Source organism: Streptomyces sp. KLMMK, assembly GCF_036961605.1.
Classification (GTDB): Bacteria; Actinomycetota; Actinomycetes; order Streptomycetales; family Streptomycetaceae; genus Streptomyces; species Streptomyces telluris.
Window position 1 is genome coordinate 1 of sequence record NZ_JBAMDC010000144.1, and the last position, 15,158, is coordinate 15,158.

The window sequence follows — 15,158 nt, forward strand, 5'->3', positions numbered from 1 at the left end:
CGGCCGCCGCCGCGGCCTCCGGCTTGCTCTTCCCACGGCCCGGCAGCAGGAAGGCGACCAGCACCGTCCCCACGCCGAGAACGACCGCGCCGACGACGCTGGTGTGGGCGACAGCGTCCGCGAACGACCGGTGCACGGCCTCGGCCACGGTCTGCGCCTGCTGCGCCCCGAGGGCGGCGGCCTTCTCCGGGCCGACCTTCGGCGCCGCGCCGGCCGCGACCTGCTTGCCGACCTCCTTGGCCACGGCCAGACCCGCGCCGACCGAGTCCTGCGCGAGCGTGAGCGCCTTCTCCGGCAGCTTGGGGCCGCCCGCCTCGGCGGCCTTCGCGGCGGCGTCACCGAGGTTGGAGGAGTAGGTCTTGGCGAGCACGGTGCCGAGGATGGCGATGCCCAGGGAGCCGCCCATCTCGATCGAGGTGCTGTTGACGGCGCCGCCGACGCCCAGCTGGTCCTCCGGGAAGGAGCCCATGATGGCGTTGGTGCACGGCGACAGGGACAGGCCGATGGCCAGGCCCAGGATGATCAGCGGCAGGACGAAGTCGTCGTACGTGGAGGACTCGTCGACGCGCGCCAGCAGCGCGATGGCGACCGTGCCGACGGTCATGCCGCACGTCACGGTGACCTTCATGCCCACCTTGGGGGTGAGGACCGCGGTCAGCGCACCGCCCACGAACACCGCGCCGGCCAGCGGCAGCATCCGCACGCCGGTGTCCAGCGGCGAGTAGCCGAGGACGAACTGCAGGTGCTGGGTGAGGTAGTAGAACGCGCCGAAGACCGCGAGGAAGAACAGCGCGACGGCCATGGTCGAGCCGGCGAAGGCGCGCCGGGCGAAGCGGCGGACGTCCAGGACCGGGTGCGGGTGGCGCAGCTCCCAGAGGACGAAGAGGACCAGGCCGACGCCGGCGATGACCGCGGCGGCGATCGCCTTGGCACCCCAGCCGAAGTGCGGGCCCTCGATGATCATGTAGATGAGCGAGCCGACCCACACGACGGACAGCAGGCCGCCGATGTAGTCGATCCTGGCCGCTTCCTCGCCCGGCCGCGTCGCCTTGGACGGCGGGACGAGCGCCAGCGCGCCGATGATGCCGAGGAAGGCGATCGGCACGTTGATGAGGAAGGTGGAGGCCCAGCCGTGGTCCTCCAGCAGCGCACCGGCCACGAGCGGGCCGACGGCGATGGCGAGGCCGGCGGTGGCCGTCCAGATGGTGATGGCCTTGGCGCGCTCCTCGCGCGGGAAGGTCGCGGCGAGCAGCGACAGCGTGGCCGGCATGATCATGGCCGCGCCGACGCCCATGACGGCACGGGACGCGATGACGCCGGCCGAGCTGTCGGCCATCGAGCCGGCGACGGAGGCCGCGCCGAAGACGAGAAGGCCGAGAAGGAGCGCTCCTCGGCGGCTGTACTTGTCGCCGACGGCGCCGAGGATCAGCATCAGCGCGGCGTACGGGACGGTGTAGCCGTCGATGACCCACTGCAGGTCGGAACTGCCCAGGCCGAGCTCCTGGACCATGTCGGGGGCGGCGACCGTCAGGGACGTGTTGGCCATGACGATGATCAGCAGGCTGATGCAGAGCACGCCCAGTGCGGCCCAGCGCCTCTTGTACGGACCGTCCATCTCGTCGACCGGTGTCGACATCGCGAGGCCCATCGGTCACCCCTTCCTCTCTCGCAAAGCTCTTGCAGAGCTCCCGCACAGATCTTGCACATCGTTGTGCAATTACACAGCAGTGTGCAAGTTACGGGACGGCGTCGCCCGGTGCAAAATGAGGTGCAGGATGTCGGCCACGGAGGCTGCGCCCGAAGCCCCCTCCTCGGCAGAGACTCGATGCAGAGATCCGACGCAGAGATCCCGACACAGAGATCCGATGCAGAGATCCGATGCAGAGATCCGACGCACGGACTCCACGGACAGAGAAGAGACCAATGGCCGGCAGAGCGGACGCCAATCGCCGCCGCATCATGGACATCGCGCTCACGGAGCTGCTGCGCGACCCGGACGCGAGCATGGACCAGATCGCCCGCGCGGCAGGAGTCGTCCGGCGCACGGTCTACGGCCACTTCCCCAGCCGCGAGGCGCTGATGAGCGCCCTCGTCGACGACGCCGCGAACGCCGTGGAACTCGCCCAGGCCGAAGCCCTGCGCGACGTCGACGACCCCGCCAAGGCCCTGGCCCGCTCCATGCTCGCCGCCTGGGAGATCGCCGACGGCTACCGCCTGCTGATCTCCCTGGCCCAGCGCAGCGTCACCGTCGAAGGCATCCACCGCCGCCTGGAGCCGGTGCGCCGCGAGTGCGCGGCCATGCTCCAACGCGGCCTGGACGAGGGCCGCTTCGCCTCCCCGCTGCCGGCCATCGCCCTGGCCTACATCCGCGAGCAGATCCTCTTCGGCCTGCTCCAGGCGGTCAACGAAGGCGTCCTGAGCCCGGCGGAGGCCGGCCGCTCGGCGGCGGTCACCGCGCTCACTGCGGCGGGGGTACCGGCGGAGGAGGCGACTGAGCTGGTGGCGGGGCTGGTGCCGGCTTAGAGGCGGGGCGGCAGCGTCACCAGAGCTCGTCGTCGTGGCTGTGGCTCGGCCACGGACGGTCCGTGGAAGGCCTCGGGGACGGGGAGGGGGACGGACTCCGCGTCGTACGGCTGGGAGACGGGGACGGGGAGAGGGACGGGGAAGGGGTCGGGCTCGTACGGGGCGGGCTCGTACGGGGCGGGCTCGGCCGCGGGGAGGGGCTCGCCGCCGTACCGCTCGGACTGGGTGAAGGGGAAGGACTCGTACGAGCCGGGCTGCGACTGGCGCCAGGGCTGAGGCTGGGGCCAGGACTGGCGCCGCCCCACGTGTGACTCGCCGCGCCGGTCAGGCCGCTGCTCGCCGGACCGCGGGTGACCGGACCGCCGGTGGCCGGATCACGGGTGACCTGACCGCCGGTGGCCGGACCGGCACTGCCCCCGGGCGCCGAGGGCCCCGGAGCCGGACCGGGAGCCGGACCCGGAGGCTCCTCGTGGACCGCTTCCCGGGCCGCAACGATCGCCACGACGGCGGCCAGCAGCCCGGCGGCCCACAGCACCGCCCGCCGGACCCAGCCGCGCGGGGTCGGCCCGGGGCCGTCGCCCGGGACGGCCCCGGACGGCGTCACGTACTCCAGGTTCGCGCTGGTCAGCGCGGCCCCCGCGGCGTCGCCGAGGTCCTCCCGCAGCCGTAGCGCGTGACGCAGCAGGACTTGTGCGTCCGCGGGGCGGTCCTCGACGTAGGCCACGGTGCCCAGTTGGTGGGCGAACAGCGCCTCCGACGCCCGGTCGCCGATCCTCCTGGCGGCCTCCTCGCCCTTCTCCAGGACGTCCTTCCACTGCTGCCACCGCAGGACGACGAACAACGCGGCTTCGGCGATCTTCGCCAGCCGGACCGCGGCCCGCCATTCGCCCTGCTCGAACGCGACGCCGAGCAGTCCGACGACGCCTTCCACTCCTTCGAGCGCGTCCGTGAGCCCGTGCACGTCGCCGCGCACCGCGCCGTCCAGCCAGTCGGCGAGCCCGTTGACGCCCGCGCTCAACGAGACCGCACCGAGCGACAGCCCCCGCAGGCTCTCCTTCAGGCACACCGGCAGCCCGAACCGGTCCTCTTCCGGCCGCTCGACGAGCCCGCGCTCGTGCAGGGAGACCAGGGACTGCACGGCGTAGGCGATGTCGCCGACGGCCGACACCCAGTTCCCCGGCACCAGGGTTCCGGCCGCGAGCGCCAAGACCACCAGGGCCTCCCGCTCGGGCCCGGACAGCGACCCCGCGCTCAGCCGGTCCAGCTCCCGCGGATCCCGCGCGGCCGCCCGGGTCAGCGTCTCGACCGGATGCCCGGCCCGCACCAGCGCAGCGGCCTGCCGGATGTGCAGCGGCCGGAACCGTACGGCCTCCAGCAGCCGCCGGACGGGGGGAAGTTCCGCGTCGGGCAGGGGGCGGCCCAGCGAGCGGGTGAAGAGGTCGAGGGCGGGGTCCGGCGGCAGCCCCGCCAGGAGCAGGGACATCCCCGATCCGCTCAGCACGGGGCGCTCCGAACCCACCAGCAGCACACAGTCGGGCAGGGCGGCCGACAGCTGACGCGGGATCCGCGAACCGGGCGGCACCTCGTCCAGCACGATCAGCGGCCGGGGGTGGTTGACGAGCCGCTCGCAGACCGGCCGGGGGTACTTCACCGGCTCCCGTCCCGCGGGCAGGTACAGGGCGTCCACGAGCAGCTGGAGTACGTCCTCCAGCGGATTCCCGGCCACGCGCACGAACGCGCTGCGGCGCCCGCCGCTTCCGGCGATGCTCCGCAGCAGAGTGGTCTTCCCGAGCCCGCAGGGACCGTGGAACTCCACGGGCCGCCCGGCCAGGACCTCCCTCCAGGCGTCGGCCAGTTCCTGCTCCCGCCCGAGGAGAAGGGGCGCGGCGGCAGCGGGCCCGGACCCCTGATGACGTAGACGGGGGTCGCGCAGAAGCGACTCCGAACGCTCGAGCCGGGTACCGCTGCCGGAGGTGAGAGTGATACGGGAGCTGCCGTAGAGAATGTTGTACACATATCCCCCTGGCACACGAGAGACGCTCATGCGAACGGCAGCGTCCGTCACCCACGAGCCCAAGTCCAGCACCGCCCCGCCCCATGCACCCGCACGCCCCCCTGAATGCTCTGAGCGCCGTCGGGGGGAGAGGGGGGAGGGGGCTGGGGGGTCACGTCCCAGCCGCCGTCGTCCCGCCCCGGCCCCCGTTCACGCCACGCAGAACTCGTTGCCCTCCGGGTCTTGGAGGACGACTCCGTAGTAGTCCATCTGCGGCTCGTCCATCACGCGGAGCACCGTCGCGCCCGCCGCCGTGAGGCGGTCCACCGTCGCGGTGATCCGTTCCGTGCGGAGGGCGAGCGGGGCCGTACGGCCCCCGCCCACCTTCAGGTCCAGGTGGACGCGGTTCTTGACGGTCTTCGGTTCCGGGACCTGCTGGAACCACACGCGTGGCCCGCGGCCCGCCGGGTCGGTGATGGACTCCGGGGTTTCCCCGGCGCCGCCGGTCAGTTCCTCCTCCGGGACGCCCGTGGCCGTCCAGTAGTCCCGCCACGTGGCGTGGCCTTCCGGCGGGGGCTCGGGGACGTACCCCAGCGCCTCCGTCCAGAAGGCCACCATCCGCTTCGGGTCGGCGCAGTCGATCGTCAGCTGCAGTTGCGGAGTCGTCTCCATGCCTCGCAGCCTGGCACAGGGGTCTGACACCCCCGGGCCGTCAGTCAGTCCCTCAAACCGTCAGCCTCTCAGGCCCTCAGGCCCTCAGGCGCCCAGGCGCCCAGGCGCCCAGGCGCCCAGGCGCCCAGGCCACCGAACCGCCAGGCCGCCCGACCATCAAGCCGGCACCCCCGCCGGCTCCTTCGGCTCCGGCAGCGTTCCCCCGCCCTCATGGCCGTCCCCGCCCCCGTGCCCGTGACCGTCGCCGCTGAGCGTCGTCTCGTCGAACGGGATCCGCCCGGCGAGCACTTCGCCCACCCGCTCCTTGTCGATCTCCTTGGTCCACGTGCCGACGAGGACCGTCGCCACCGCGTTGCCCGCGAAGTTCGTCAGGGCCCGCGCTTCGCTCATGAAGCGGTCGATGCCGACGATCAGGCCGACGCCGTCGACGAGTTCGGGGCGGTGGGACTGAAGGCCGCCCGCGAGCGTGGCGAGGCCCGCGCCGGTGACGCCGGCCGCCCCCTTGGACGCGACGATCATGAACAGGAGCAGTGAGATCTGCTGGCCGAGCGCCAGCGGTTCGCCCATCGCCTCCGCGATGAACAGCGACGACATCGTCAGGTAGATGGCCGTGCCGTCGAGGTTGAAGGAGTAGCCGGTGGGCACGGTGATGCCGACGACGGGCTTGCTGACGCCCAGGTGTTCCATCTTGGCGATCAGGCGCGGCAGGGCGGACTCCGACGACGACGTCGACAGGATCAGCAGGAACTCGCGGCCCAGGTACTTCAGCAGCGTGAAGATGTTCACCCCGGCCACCAGCCGCAGGAGCGTGCCCAGCACCACGATGACGAAGAGCACGCAGGTGACGTAGAAGCCGATCATGATGACGGCGAGGGACTTCAGGGCGTCGGTGCCCGTGGCGCCGACGACCGCCGCGATGGCGCCGAAGGCGCCCACGGGGGCCGCCCACATGATCATGGCGAGGATGCGGAAGACCAGCGTCTGGATGTGTCCGATGCCGCGCAGGACGGGCTCGCCCGCCGTGCCCATAGCCTGCAGGGCGAAGCCCGCGAGGAGGGCGACGAGCAGGGTCTGCAGCACCTGGCCGCCGGTGAAGGCGGAGACCATGGTGGTCGGGATGATGCCGAGCAGGAACTGCGTCGTGGACTCGCCCCCGCCCTTGGCCTGCGCCTCGCCCGCGTGGCGCACCGCGTCCGTCAGGTGCAGCCCGCTGCCGGGCTCCAGGAGGTTGCCCACCACGAGGCCGATGGCCAGCGCGACGGTGGACATGACCATGAAGTAGCCGAGGGCGAGGCCGCCGACCGCGCCGACCTTCGCGGCCTTCCGCACGGAGCCGATGCCCAGCACGATCGTGCAGAAGATGACCGGCGAGATCATCATCTTGATCAGGTTCACGAAGCCGGTGCCGAGCGGCTTGAGCTCGACCGCGACGCCCGGCGCCGCGAAGCCGACGGCGATGCCGGCGAGCACGGCCGCGATCACGGCCAGGTAGAGGTAGTGGGTCCGGTCCGGCCGCCGGGGCGGCTTCGCGGCCTTTGGTGCTGCCTGTGCCGTCACGGGGTCTCCTCGTCGTCGCGGCTCTGGGCGCACTGCATCGGTCCCGGCGGGCAGGCGGACGCAAGCGAGTGCGAACGGATGCAGGGCGGGTGCAGGGCAACAGTCTGGGGGCGCCCCGCTCTCCCGACGAGTGGGGCTCCGGTGACTATGCACGGCTCTGTGACCGTGGTCACCCTTATGTGCATTACGTTCACGGGCGTGGCCCGGTGCACACTGTCCGCCATGCGCAGACCCCGCATCCGCCGCCCCCGCAGCCTGGCCGGCCAGCTCTTCGCGATGCAGATCGTGCTGGTCGCCTTCGTGGTGGCCGGCTGCGCGGCCTTCGCGTACGTCGCGGACCGCGGCCAGGCCGAGGAGGCGGCGCGGCGCGAGGTGACCGCGGCGGCGGTCGCCGTGGCCGCCTCCGCGTCGGTGCGGGACGCGGTGCGCTCGGCCGACCCGCCGTTCGTCCTCCAGGCGTACGCCGAGCGCGTGCGCACCGGCACCGGCGTCGGCTTCGTGACGATCATGAGCCCGGACGGCATCCGCTGGACGCACCCGGACCCGGAGCGCATAGGCGAGCGCTTCCTGGGCCACACCGGGCCCGCCCTGGAGGGCCGGATCTTCTCGGAGACGTACACGGGCACGCTCGGGCCGTCGGTCCGCGTGGTGGTGCCCGTCATGGACGGCGACCGGGTCACCGGGCTGGTGAGCGCGGGCATCACTGTGGACGCGATCAGCGCCGAGATACGCCGCCAGCTGCTGGCCCTGCTGGGTGTGGCCCTGGGCGCGCTCGCCCTGGGCGGGGCGGGGACGTACCTGCTCAACGCCCGGCTGCGCCGCCACACCCACGGCATGAACGCCACCGAGCTGAGCCGGATGCACGACTACCACGAGGCCACGCTCCACGCGGTGCGCGAGGGGCTGCTGATGCTCGACGGGCAGCACCGCATCGCCCTCATCAACGACGGCGGGCGTGAACTCCTCGGCCTCACCGGGGAGGTGATCGGCCGCCGGGTCGACGCCCTCGGCCTGCCGCCCGCCCTCACGGACGCCCTGCTGGCCCCCGGGCCGCGCGTCGACGAGGTCCACGCGACCGCCGACCGCATCGTCGTCCTCAACACCTCGCCGGTCTCCGGGGGCGAGCGCCACGGCACCGTCGTGACCCTGCGCGACCATACCGAACTCCAGGCGCTCTCCGGCGAGCTGGACTCCGTGCGCGGCTTCGCGGAGGCCCTGCGCTCGCAGGCGCACGAGGCGGCCAACCGGCTGCACGCGGTGGTCTCGCTGATCGAGCTGGGGCGCGCGGACGAGGCCGTGGAGTTCGTCACCGCCGAGCTGGAGCTCGCCCAGGCCCTGACCGACGAGGTGGTCGGCGCCGTCGCGGAGCCCGTCCTCGCGGCCCTGCTGCTCGGCAAGGCCGCGCAGGCCAACGAGCGCGGCGTGGAGCTCGTCCTGACCCCCGACACGCACGTCGACGACGGCCTGCTGCCGGACCACCTGCCGGCCCGCGACCTCGTCACCGTCCTGGGCAACCTGGTCGACAACGCGGTGGACGCCGCCGCCGAGGAGGCCAACCGCAGCGTGGCGGAGGTCCGGCACGCGCAGGTCACCGTCACCCTGCGCGCCGACGCCGGCGACCTGCTGCTGCGCGTCGGGGACACCGGGGCGGGAGTGGCGCCCGAGGCGATGGAGGAGGTGTTCCGGCGCGGCTGGTCGACCAAGTCGCCCGGCAGCGCGCCGCACGGCCGCGGCCTCGGCCTCGCGCTCGTCCGGCAGGCCGTGCACCGCAACGGGGGTACGGTCTCCGTCACCGGCGCACCGGGCGGCGGCGCGGAGTTCACCGTCCGGCTCCCCCTGCGCGTGGCCGCGGCCCGGCCCGCGGAGACGCCTGCGCCCGCCACGCCCCCGTCACCCTCATCACCCCTGTCATCCCCGTCATCCCCGTCATCCCCGTCATCCCCGTCATCCCCGCCATCCCCGTCATCCCCGTCATCCCCGTCGCCCGCAACGCCCGCCCCACGGACCGGAGTGCCCTCATGAGCAGACCCGCCGCCCCCCGGCCCATCCGTGTCCTCGTCGTCGAGGACGACCCCGTGGCCGCCGACGCCCACGCCCTCTACGCCGGCCGCGTGCCCGGCTTCACGGTGGCCGGGATCGCCCACTCCCTGGGCGACGCCTCGCACTTCCTCAAGCGGACCCCCGTCGACCTGCTGCTGCTCGACCTCTTCCTCCCCGACGGGCACGGCCTGCAGCTGCTGCGTTCGCTGCGCACCGCCGGGCACACCGCCGACGTCATCGCCGTCACGTCGGCGCGCGATCTGACGGTCGTCCGCGAAGGGGTCTCCCTCGGCGTCGTGCAGTACGTCCTGAAGCCGTTCACCTTCGCCACGCTCCGGGACCGGCTCGCGCGCTACGCCGAGTTCCGCTCGGTCGCGGGCGAGGCCAGCGGGCAGGAGGAGGTGGACCGCGCGTTCGCCGCGCTGCGCGCCCCCCAGCCCGCCGCGCTGCCCAAGGGGCTGAGCCCCTCCACCCTCCGGTCGATCACCGACGCCCTGCGGTCCGCGGGGGACGAGGGCCTGTCCTCGGGCACGGCGGCGGCGTCCGTGGGCATCTCCCGGATCACCGCGCGCCGTTACCTCGAACACCTCGTGGCGGCGGGCCGGGCGGCCCGTACGCCCCGCTACGGCCAGATCGGCCGCCCCGAACTGCGCTACCACTGGCAGAGCCGGCCCTGATCCGGCCCCGACCCGGCCGGGCCCCCGCGGGGACCGGGAAGGCCGGGACGACCGGGGTGACGCGCGAGCAGACGCCGCCACGACGCGTGCAGGCAGCACGGAGCGGGAACGTACGACCTCAGGAAGGCGCAGCCCGCCGAGGCCCCGTCCCGGGCGCCGAGGCCCGCCCCCAGGAGGTCGCCCGTGCGCCCCACCGCTCCCGTGCTGCTCTGCGCCGCGGCCCTCGCCGCGGCCTCCCTCACCGCGTGCGGCGGGGGGTCCGGCGGCGATCCGGACACCGTGAAGATCGCCTACCAGCGCACCACCGACAACAACGTCCGGATCATGGACGACTACCTGGCCGGGATCAAGAGACAGTTCGAGCGCGCGCACGAGGGCAAGAAGCTCCAGCTGGTGCCCGTGCAGGCCGCCGCGGCCGACTACTACGCCAAGCTGCAGCAGATGATGCGGTCGCCGAAGACCGCGCCGGACATCGTCCGCGAGGACACGTTCGTCATCAACTCCGATATAAAGGCGGGGTATCTGCGCCCGCTGGACGACAAGCTGGCCGGATGGAAGGACTGGGGCCGGTTCGCCCCGGCCGCGAAGGCGGCGGCGAAGGGCGAGGACGGGAAGACGTACGGGGTGCCGGACGGCACGGAAACCCGCGGCCTGTGGTTCAACAAGGAGGTCTTCGCGCGGGCCGGGCTGCCCGCCGACTGGCACCCGCGCACCTGGAAGGACGTGCTGGACGCGGCCCGCACCGTCAAGGAGAAGGTCCCCGGGGTCACTCCGCTCAACGTGTACACGGGCAAGGCGCCGGGCGAGGCCGCCACCATGCAGGGCTTCGAGATGCTCCTGTACGGGACGGGCAGGGACCCGCTGTACGACCCGGCGGTGCGCAAGTGGGTCTCCGGGAGCCGGGGGTTCCGCGACGCGCTGGAGTTCGTCCGGACCGTCTTCGCCGACAAGCTCGGCCCGGACCCGGCCGACGCGCTCGACCCCAACGTCGACAACCGCGTCGCCACCGACTGGCTGCCCTCCGGCAAGCTCGCGATCGCCCTCGACGGCTCCTGGCTCGGCAAGTACTGGCAGCCCGGCGGCTCCAGGCCCTGGCCCGGGTGGACCTCGGTGATGGGCCGGGCGCCCTTCCCCACGCAGAACGGGGCGGAGCCCGGGGCAGTCAGCCTGTCCGGCGGCTGGACGTGGTCCGTCAGCGCCAAGTCCGGCAAGGCGGACCTGGCCTGGCAGGTGATCGAGACCTTGCAGACGACGGACAACGCCACCGAGTGGACGGTGCGCGACGCGCAGATCGCCGTACGGGACGACGTGGCGGCCTCGCGCAAGTACTTGACGTCGATGCCCGGCGTCGACTTCTTCACCGCCCTGGTGAAGTTCACCCACTACAGGCCGGCGCTGCCGGTCTACCCGCAGGTCTCCAGCGCCATCCGGGACGCGATGGAGGCGGTGACGACGGGCGACGCCTCCGTGCAGCGGGCCGCGGGGCGCTACGACGAGGAGCTGAAGGCGGTCGCCGGCGGGGCGGGAGTGACGGCGCGGGAACGGGCGCGGTGAGCGGGACGGCCGGGGCGCGGGGCCGGCGGGCGCTGCGCTGGCTTCCGGTCGCGCCCGCCAGCGTCCTCCTGCTGCTCTTCCTCGCCGGGCCCGTCGCCTACTGTGTGGCCGTCGCCTTCACCGACACACAGCTGACCGGTCAGGCGTCCGCCTCGTTCGTCGGCTTCGCCAACTTCCGCCGGGCCTTCGCCGACGAGGGCTTCCGCCACGCGGTGGTGCTGACGCTCGTCTTCACCGTGCTGTCGTCGATCGTCGGCCAGAACAGCCTGGGCCTCGCCCTCGCGGGCCTCATGCGGCGCGCTTCCCGGCCCGTACGGACGCTCACGGGTGCGGTCGTGATCGCCGCGTGGGTGCTGCCGGAGATCGTGGCCGGCTTCCTGCTCTACACGTTCTTCAGCCGGCGGGGCACGCTCAACGCGATCCTGGAGCAGCTCCACCTGCCCCCGCAGAACTGGCTGTTCACCCTGCCGATCCTGGCCGTCTCCTTCGCCAACGTGTGGCGCGGCACGGCCTTCTCCATGCTGGTCTACTCCGCCGCGCTCGCGGAGATCCCGCAGGAGATCACCGAGGCGGCGGAGGTGGACGGCGCGAGCGGCGCGCGGCGCCTGTGGCACGTCACGCTGCCGATGATCCGCCGCTCCATCGCCACCAACCTCATGCTCAATACCCTCCAGACGCTGTCCGTCTTCGGCCTGATCTGGGCCATGACGCGCGGCGGCCCGGGCGACAGGAGCCGGACGCTCCCGGTCTTCATGTACGACCAGGCGTTCCTGAAGTCGCTGATCGGCTACGGGACGGCGGTGGCGCTGCTTCTGCTGCTGGTGGGGGCGTTGTTCTCGGTGGTGTACCTACGGCTGATGCGGGAGGAGATCTGAAGCCCCGGAGGGCTCCGTGTGCCCTCCGGGGTCCGCCCCCTCCCGCATCCGCCTCACCGGGGCCCGGCTCAGCCGAGCTTCTTGACCTGGCCCTCGACGACGGCCTTCGGCAGCTCCGCCTGGCCGGCGAGGCTCAGGGCGTAGAAGGTGGCGACCGTGCTGCCCTTGCGGACGGCGATCAGGTGGGTCGTGCCGGTCGTGCCCTCGGCGTCCAGGTTGAGCGTGAAGGAGACCGCCTCGTCGCCGCCCGCGGCGAAGTCGGCGGGCGCGACCTTCGTGAACTTCGTCTTGTCGGAGCCCGCGACGAGGTTGAAGCCGCCGGCGCAGTCCGCACCGGACTTCTTCAGCGCCGCGATGACGTCGCCGGCCGCCTTGGCGTCGCCGTACGCGCCCAGGGTGTCGGACGTGATCGTGCCGCTCAGGGCGCCGAGGCCGGCCTTCATCTTCTCCTCGGGGGCGGCGTCCGGGGCGGGGGACTTCGGCATCGCCATGACCTTGCGGATGACGAGCGCGGAGGGCGCACCGCCGGAGCGCAGGCTCATCGCGTCGACCAGCGGCTTGCACTCGGCCTTGTCGCTGGTGACGCTCTTGGCCGTGGCGAGGTCGGCCGCGGTGGCCTCGGCGACCTTGTGGCCCGGGACGTCACCCTCGGCCAGGATCAGCTTCCCCAGCTCTTCCGCCGAAGCGGCCTTGCCGGCGGCGGGGGCGCTGGCGGACGCCTTGCCCTTGGGCTCGTCCTTCTTCCCCTCGGACTTGTCCGAACCGCAGGCGCTCACGAGCAGGGCCAGCGACATCGCGGAGGCGGCGAGAGCGGTACGGCGGACGGTGGAGCGGCGCATGAATGGGTTTCCTCTGAACTGGATTCGGGAGCGACCCCACATATAGTCATGCTCAGGTAAAAAGTTCAATATCTTTCCCGCCGCCGGGCACCCGGTGCGCATTACGATCAGATCTCGAACACTTGATCGACTACGGCTGGGGTCATGGAAGGCACGTTCCGCGTACGCAACACCGGCAGCGGCCTGCTGCTGGAGGTCGAGGGCGGCCGCAAGGGCAGCGGCGCCAACGTCCGCCAGGGCCAGGAGGACGGCAGCGCCGCGCAACTATGGCACGTGAGCCCCGTCCACGAGGGCAGCGGCCTGCACCACTTCGTGAACGCCGCCAGCGGCAAGCGGCTCGACGTCGCGAACGCGAGCGTGGAGAACGGCGCCAACGTCCAGCAGTGGAAGGCCAACAACTACGGCGCCCAGGAATGGCTCATCGAACAGCACCTCGACGCCCCCGGCACCGTCACCCTCGTCGCCCACATCAGTGGCCTGCTCCTGGAGGTCGCCGACGCCTCCACGGAGCCCGGCGCCAACGTCCGGCAGGGCGAGGACACGGACAGCCCGGGCCAGTGGTGGCGACTGGAGCCGGCGCCGGGCGCCTAGGCGGCGGGGCCGCAGGGAATCCAGGACCTGAGAGGTCCGCACTCCCCCGCCCCGCCCGGAGGTGCCATGCGCCCGCTCCCCGCCCGCCGCACCCGTCAGCGCCTGGCCGCCGACGCGGCGCTGCTCGCCGTCGTCGCCGGGTTCTGCGTGCCCCTGGTCTGGCTGCTGCTCGCCTCCGTCGACGCCGAGGCCGGGCTCGCCGTCAAGGCGCCCGGGCGGCCGACGGCGGAGAACTTCTCCGCCGTGCTCACGGACGAGATCACCTTCACGCCCGTACTCAACAGCCTGCTCCTGTGCGGCTCCGCCACCCTCGTCACGGTCGCCTGCGCGACCCTCGCCGCCTACCCGCTCTCGCGCTTCCGCTCCCGGCTGACCCGCCCCTACCTGCTGGGCGTGCTCTTCACGACCTGCCTGCCCATCACGGCAGTGATGGTCCCCGTCTACGGCCTCTTCGTCCGCGTCGACCTCGTCGACACCCTCCACGGCACCGCCCTCTTCATGGCCACCGCCCAACTCCCCTTCGCCATCTGGCTGATGAAGAACTTCATGGACGGCGTACCGGCCGTCCTGGAGGAGGCGGCCTGGACGGACGGGGCGAGCCGGCTACAGGCGCTGGTGCGGGTGGTCCTGCCCCTGATGGGCCCGGGCGCCGGAGTCGTGACGATCTACAGCTTCATCATGATGTGGGGCAACTTCTTCGTCCCGTTCATGCTGCTGCTCTCCCCCGAGCAGCTCCCGGCGTCCGTCAGCATCTTCACGTTCTTCGGCGACTTCGGGCAGGTCGCCTACGGGCAGCTCGCCGCGTTCTCGATCCTGTATTCGACGCCGGTGATCCTGCTGTACGCCCTGATCTCGCGCCGCCTCGGCGGCGGATTCGCCCTCGGCGGCGCGGTCAAGGGCTGACCCGCATCCGGCCTGTGTCAGGCACGGTTCCTGAGCAGCTCCACGACGCCCGTCAGGTCCTCCGCGCCGTGCCCGCCGGCCACGCGCTCCTGCATCAGGGAGTGGAGGGCCGTGAACAGGTCGGGCCGGACGCCCTGCTCCTCGGACGCCCGCAGCAGATTACCGAAGGCTGCGGCCTGCATGCCGATGTTCGACACGACGCCGTCGGCGTAGTCGCCCGTCTCGACCTGGTGCGCCATGTGCGGAACAGCCGTCGCCATGGCGCCGATCCACGAGCTCAGCAGCGGTACGAACTCCGCCGCCGGCACGTTCGCCGAATCCGCCAGCGCCAGGGCGTGGAAGACGCCCGAGAAGAGCCCGTACATCCCGCTGAGCAGGGCGATGTCCAGCAGGGCGGCCAGGCCCGGTTCGGCGCCCGCGAAGTGCGCGGCGCCCAGGCGCTCCAGCGCCTCGCGGTGGGCGTCGAAGACCTCCCGCTCGCCGCTGTAGAGGACGAACGCCTGCTCCGTACCGATGCCCGGAGGCACGGCCATGATCCCGCCGTCGAGGTACGCGAACCCGTGCGAGGCCGCCCACTCCGCCGCCTTGCGGGCCTCGGCGGGGGTGCCGGTGGTGAGGTTGACCAGGGTGCGGCCCGCGAGCGCCCCGGTGGCCGGGGCCAGCGTCTCGTACACCGAGGCGTAGTCCAGGATGCAGGCGATCACCAGCGGGCCCGCGGTGACCGCGGCCGTGACGTCATCGGCCCGGACGGCGCCCAGGGCCACGAGCGGGCCGGCCTTGTCCGGGGTGCGGTTCCAGACGGTGACGGGGTGGCCCGCCGTGAGGAAGGCGGTGGCCAGGGCCTGTCCCATGGCGCCCAGTCCGAGAACGGTGACGGGGGATGCGGCAGCGGGTACGGAGGCGGGGGCAGAGGTGTTGCTCATGTGCGGAGAGC

The 15,158-nt window shown here is 72.6% G+C and carries 13 protein-coding genes; 7 read left to right on the forward strand and 6 right to left on the reverse strand.

Annotated elements, in window-relative coordinates:
• The coding region (locus tag V7793_RS20595; protein WP_336008604.1) for an MFS transporter at positions 1-1,648 on the reverse strand (1,648 nt) is incomplete at its 3' end.
• Between the two features lie 275 nt (positions 1,649-1,923).
• On the opposite strand from V7793_RS20595, the gene V7793_RS20600 reads away from it, so the two are divergent.
• Entirely contained in the window at positions 1,924-2,523 is a 600-nt protein-coding gene (locus V7793_RS20600) for a TetR/AcrR family transcriptional regulator (RefSeq protein WP_336008606.1), read from the forward strand.
• Positions 2,524-2,539: 16 nt separating this feature from the next.
• Here the strand turns inward: V7793_RS20600 and V7793_RS20605 are convergent, their stop codons facing one another.
• The 3 genes from V7793_RS20605 to V7793_RS20615 all read right to left on the reverse strand — a co-directional run bounded on the left by V7793_RS20605 (position 2,540) and on the right by V7793_RS20615 (position 6,745).
• Complete coding sequence (locus V7793_RS20605) at positions 2,540-4,537, reverse strand: ATP-binding protein (RefSeq protein WP_336008607.1); 1,998 nt, start codon at positions 4,535-4,537, stop codon at positions 2,540-2,542.
• Positions 4,538-4,726: 189 nt separating this feature from the next.
• Positions 4,727-5,188: a VOC family protein gene (locus V7793_RS20610; protein ID WP_336008608.1), complete on the reverse strand. Its 462-nt coding sequence runs from the start codon at positions 5,186-5,188 to the stop codon at positions 4,727-4,729.
• 156 nt (positions 5,189-5,344) lie between these two features.
• Entirely contained in the window at positions 5,345-6,745 is a 1,401-nt protein-coding gene (locus V7793_RS20615; protein ID WP_336008610.1) for a cation:dicarboxylate symporter family transporter, read from the reverse strand.
• Positions 6,746-6,967: 222 nt separating this feature from the next.
• Here V7793_RS20615 and V7793_RS20620 point away from each other — a divergent pair, with 222 nt between their 5' ends.
• The 4 genes from V7793_RS20620 (at position 6,968) to V7793_RS20635 (ending at position 11,891) form a co-directional block, all read left to right on the forward strand.
• Positions 6,968-8,767 carry a sensor histidine kinase gene (locus V7793_RS20620; protein ID WP_336008612.1) on the forward strand — a complete coding sequence of 600 codons (1,800 nt, stop codon included), beginning with the start codon at positions 6,968-6,970 and terminating at the stop codon, positions 8,765-8,767.
• A complete protein-coding gene (locus V7793_RS20625; RefSeq protein WP_336008614.1) occupies positions 8,764-9,462 on the forward strand; it encodes a response regulator in 699 nt (232 codons plus the stop codon). Before V7793_RS20620 ends, V7793_RS20625 begins: the two co-directional genes overlap by 4 nt.
• 183 nt (positions 9,463-9,645) lie before the next feature.
• On the forward strand, positions 9,646-11,016 hold the full coding sequence (locus tag V7793_RS20630) for an extracellular solute-binding protein (RefSeq protein WP_336008616.1): 1,371 nt from the start codon (positions 9,646-9,648) through the stop codon (positions 11,014-11,016).
• A complete protein-coding gene (locus tag V7793_RS20635; RefSeq protein WP_336008618.1) occupies positions 11,013-11,891 on the forward strand; it encodes a carbohydrate ABC transporter permease in 879 nt (292 codons plus the stop codon). The genes V7793_RS20630 and V7793_RS20635 overlap by 4 nt, the downstream gene beginning before the upstream one ends.
• A 68-nt stretch (positions 11,892-11,959) precedes the next feature.
• On the opposite strand, the gene V7793_RS20640 is transcribed toward V7793_RS20635, so the two are convergent.
• Positions 11,960-12,730, reverse strand: a complete 771-nt coding sequence (locus tag V7793_RS20640; RefSeq protein WP_336008620.1) for a hypothetical protein — start codon at positions 12,728-12,730, stop codon at positions 11,960-11,962.
• Positions 12,731-12,874: 144 nt separating this feature from the next.
• On the opposite strand from V7793_RS20640, the gene V7793_RS20645 reads away from it, so the two are divergent.
• Both V7793_RS20645 and V7793_RS20650 read left to right on the forward strand, forming a co-directional pair.
• Positions 12,875-13,321, forward strand: a complete 447-nt coding sequence (locus V7793_RS20645; RefSeq protein ID WP_336008621.1) for an RICIN domain-containing protein — start codon at positions 12,875-12,877, stop codon at positions 13,319-13,321.
• A 66-nt stretch (positions 13,322-13,387) separates the two neighbouring features.
• Positions 13,388-14,224, forward strand: coding sequence for a carbohydrate ABC transporter permease (locus V7793_RS20650; protein ID WP_336008622.1), 837 nt, complete (start codon positions 13,388-13,390; stop codon positions 14,222-14,224).
• A 17-nt stretch (positions 14,225-14,241) separates the two neighbouring features.
• Here the strand turns inward: V7793_RS20650 and V7793_RS20655 are convergent, their stop codons facing one another.
• On the reverse strand, positions 14,242-15,147 hold the full coding sequence (locus V7793_RS20655) for an NAD(P)-dependent oxidoreductase (protein WP_336008624.1): 906 nt from the start codon (positions 15,145-15,147) through the stop codon (positions 14,242-14,244).
• Positions 15,148-15,158 lie beyond the last annotated feature (11 nt).

Coding starts and splice junctions, on each gene's coding strand:
- V7793_RS20600 (WP_336008606.1), top strand. CDS start 1,924: ATGGCCGGCAGAGCGGACGCCAATCGCCGCCGCATCATGGACATCGCG.
- V7793_RS20610 (WP_336008608.1), bottom strand. CDS start 5,188: ATGGAGACGACTCCGCAACTGCAGCTGACGATCGACTGCGCCGACCCG.
- V7793_RS20620 (WP_336008612.1), top strand. CDS start 6,968: ATGCGCAGACCCCGCATCCGCCGCCCCCGCAGCCTGGCCGGCCAGCTC.
- V7793_RS20625 (WP_336008614.1), top strand. CDS start 8,764: ATGAGCAGACCCGCCGCCCCCCGGCCCATCCGTGTCCTCGTCGTCGAG.
- V7793_RS20640 (WP_336008620.1), bottom strand. CDS start 12,730: ATGCGCCGCTCCACCGTCCGCCGTACCGCTCTCGCCGCCTCCGCGATG.
- V7793_RS20645 (WP_336008621.1), top strand. CDS start 12,875: ATGGAAGGCACGTTCCGCGTACGCAACACCGGCAGCGGCCTGCTGCTG.
- V7793_RS20650 (WP_336008622.1), top strand. CDS start 13,388: ATGCGCCCGCTCCCCGCCCGCCGCACCCGTCAGCGCCTGGCCGCCGAC.
- V7793_RS20655 (WP_336008624.1), bottom strand. CDS start 15,147: ATGAGCAACACCTCTGCCCCCGCCTCCGTACCCGCTGCCGCATCCCCC.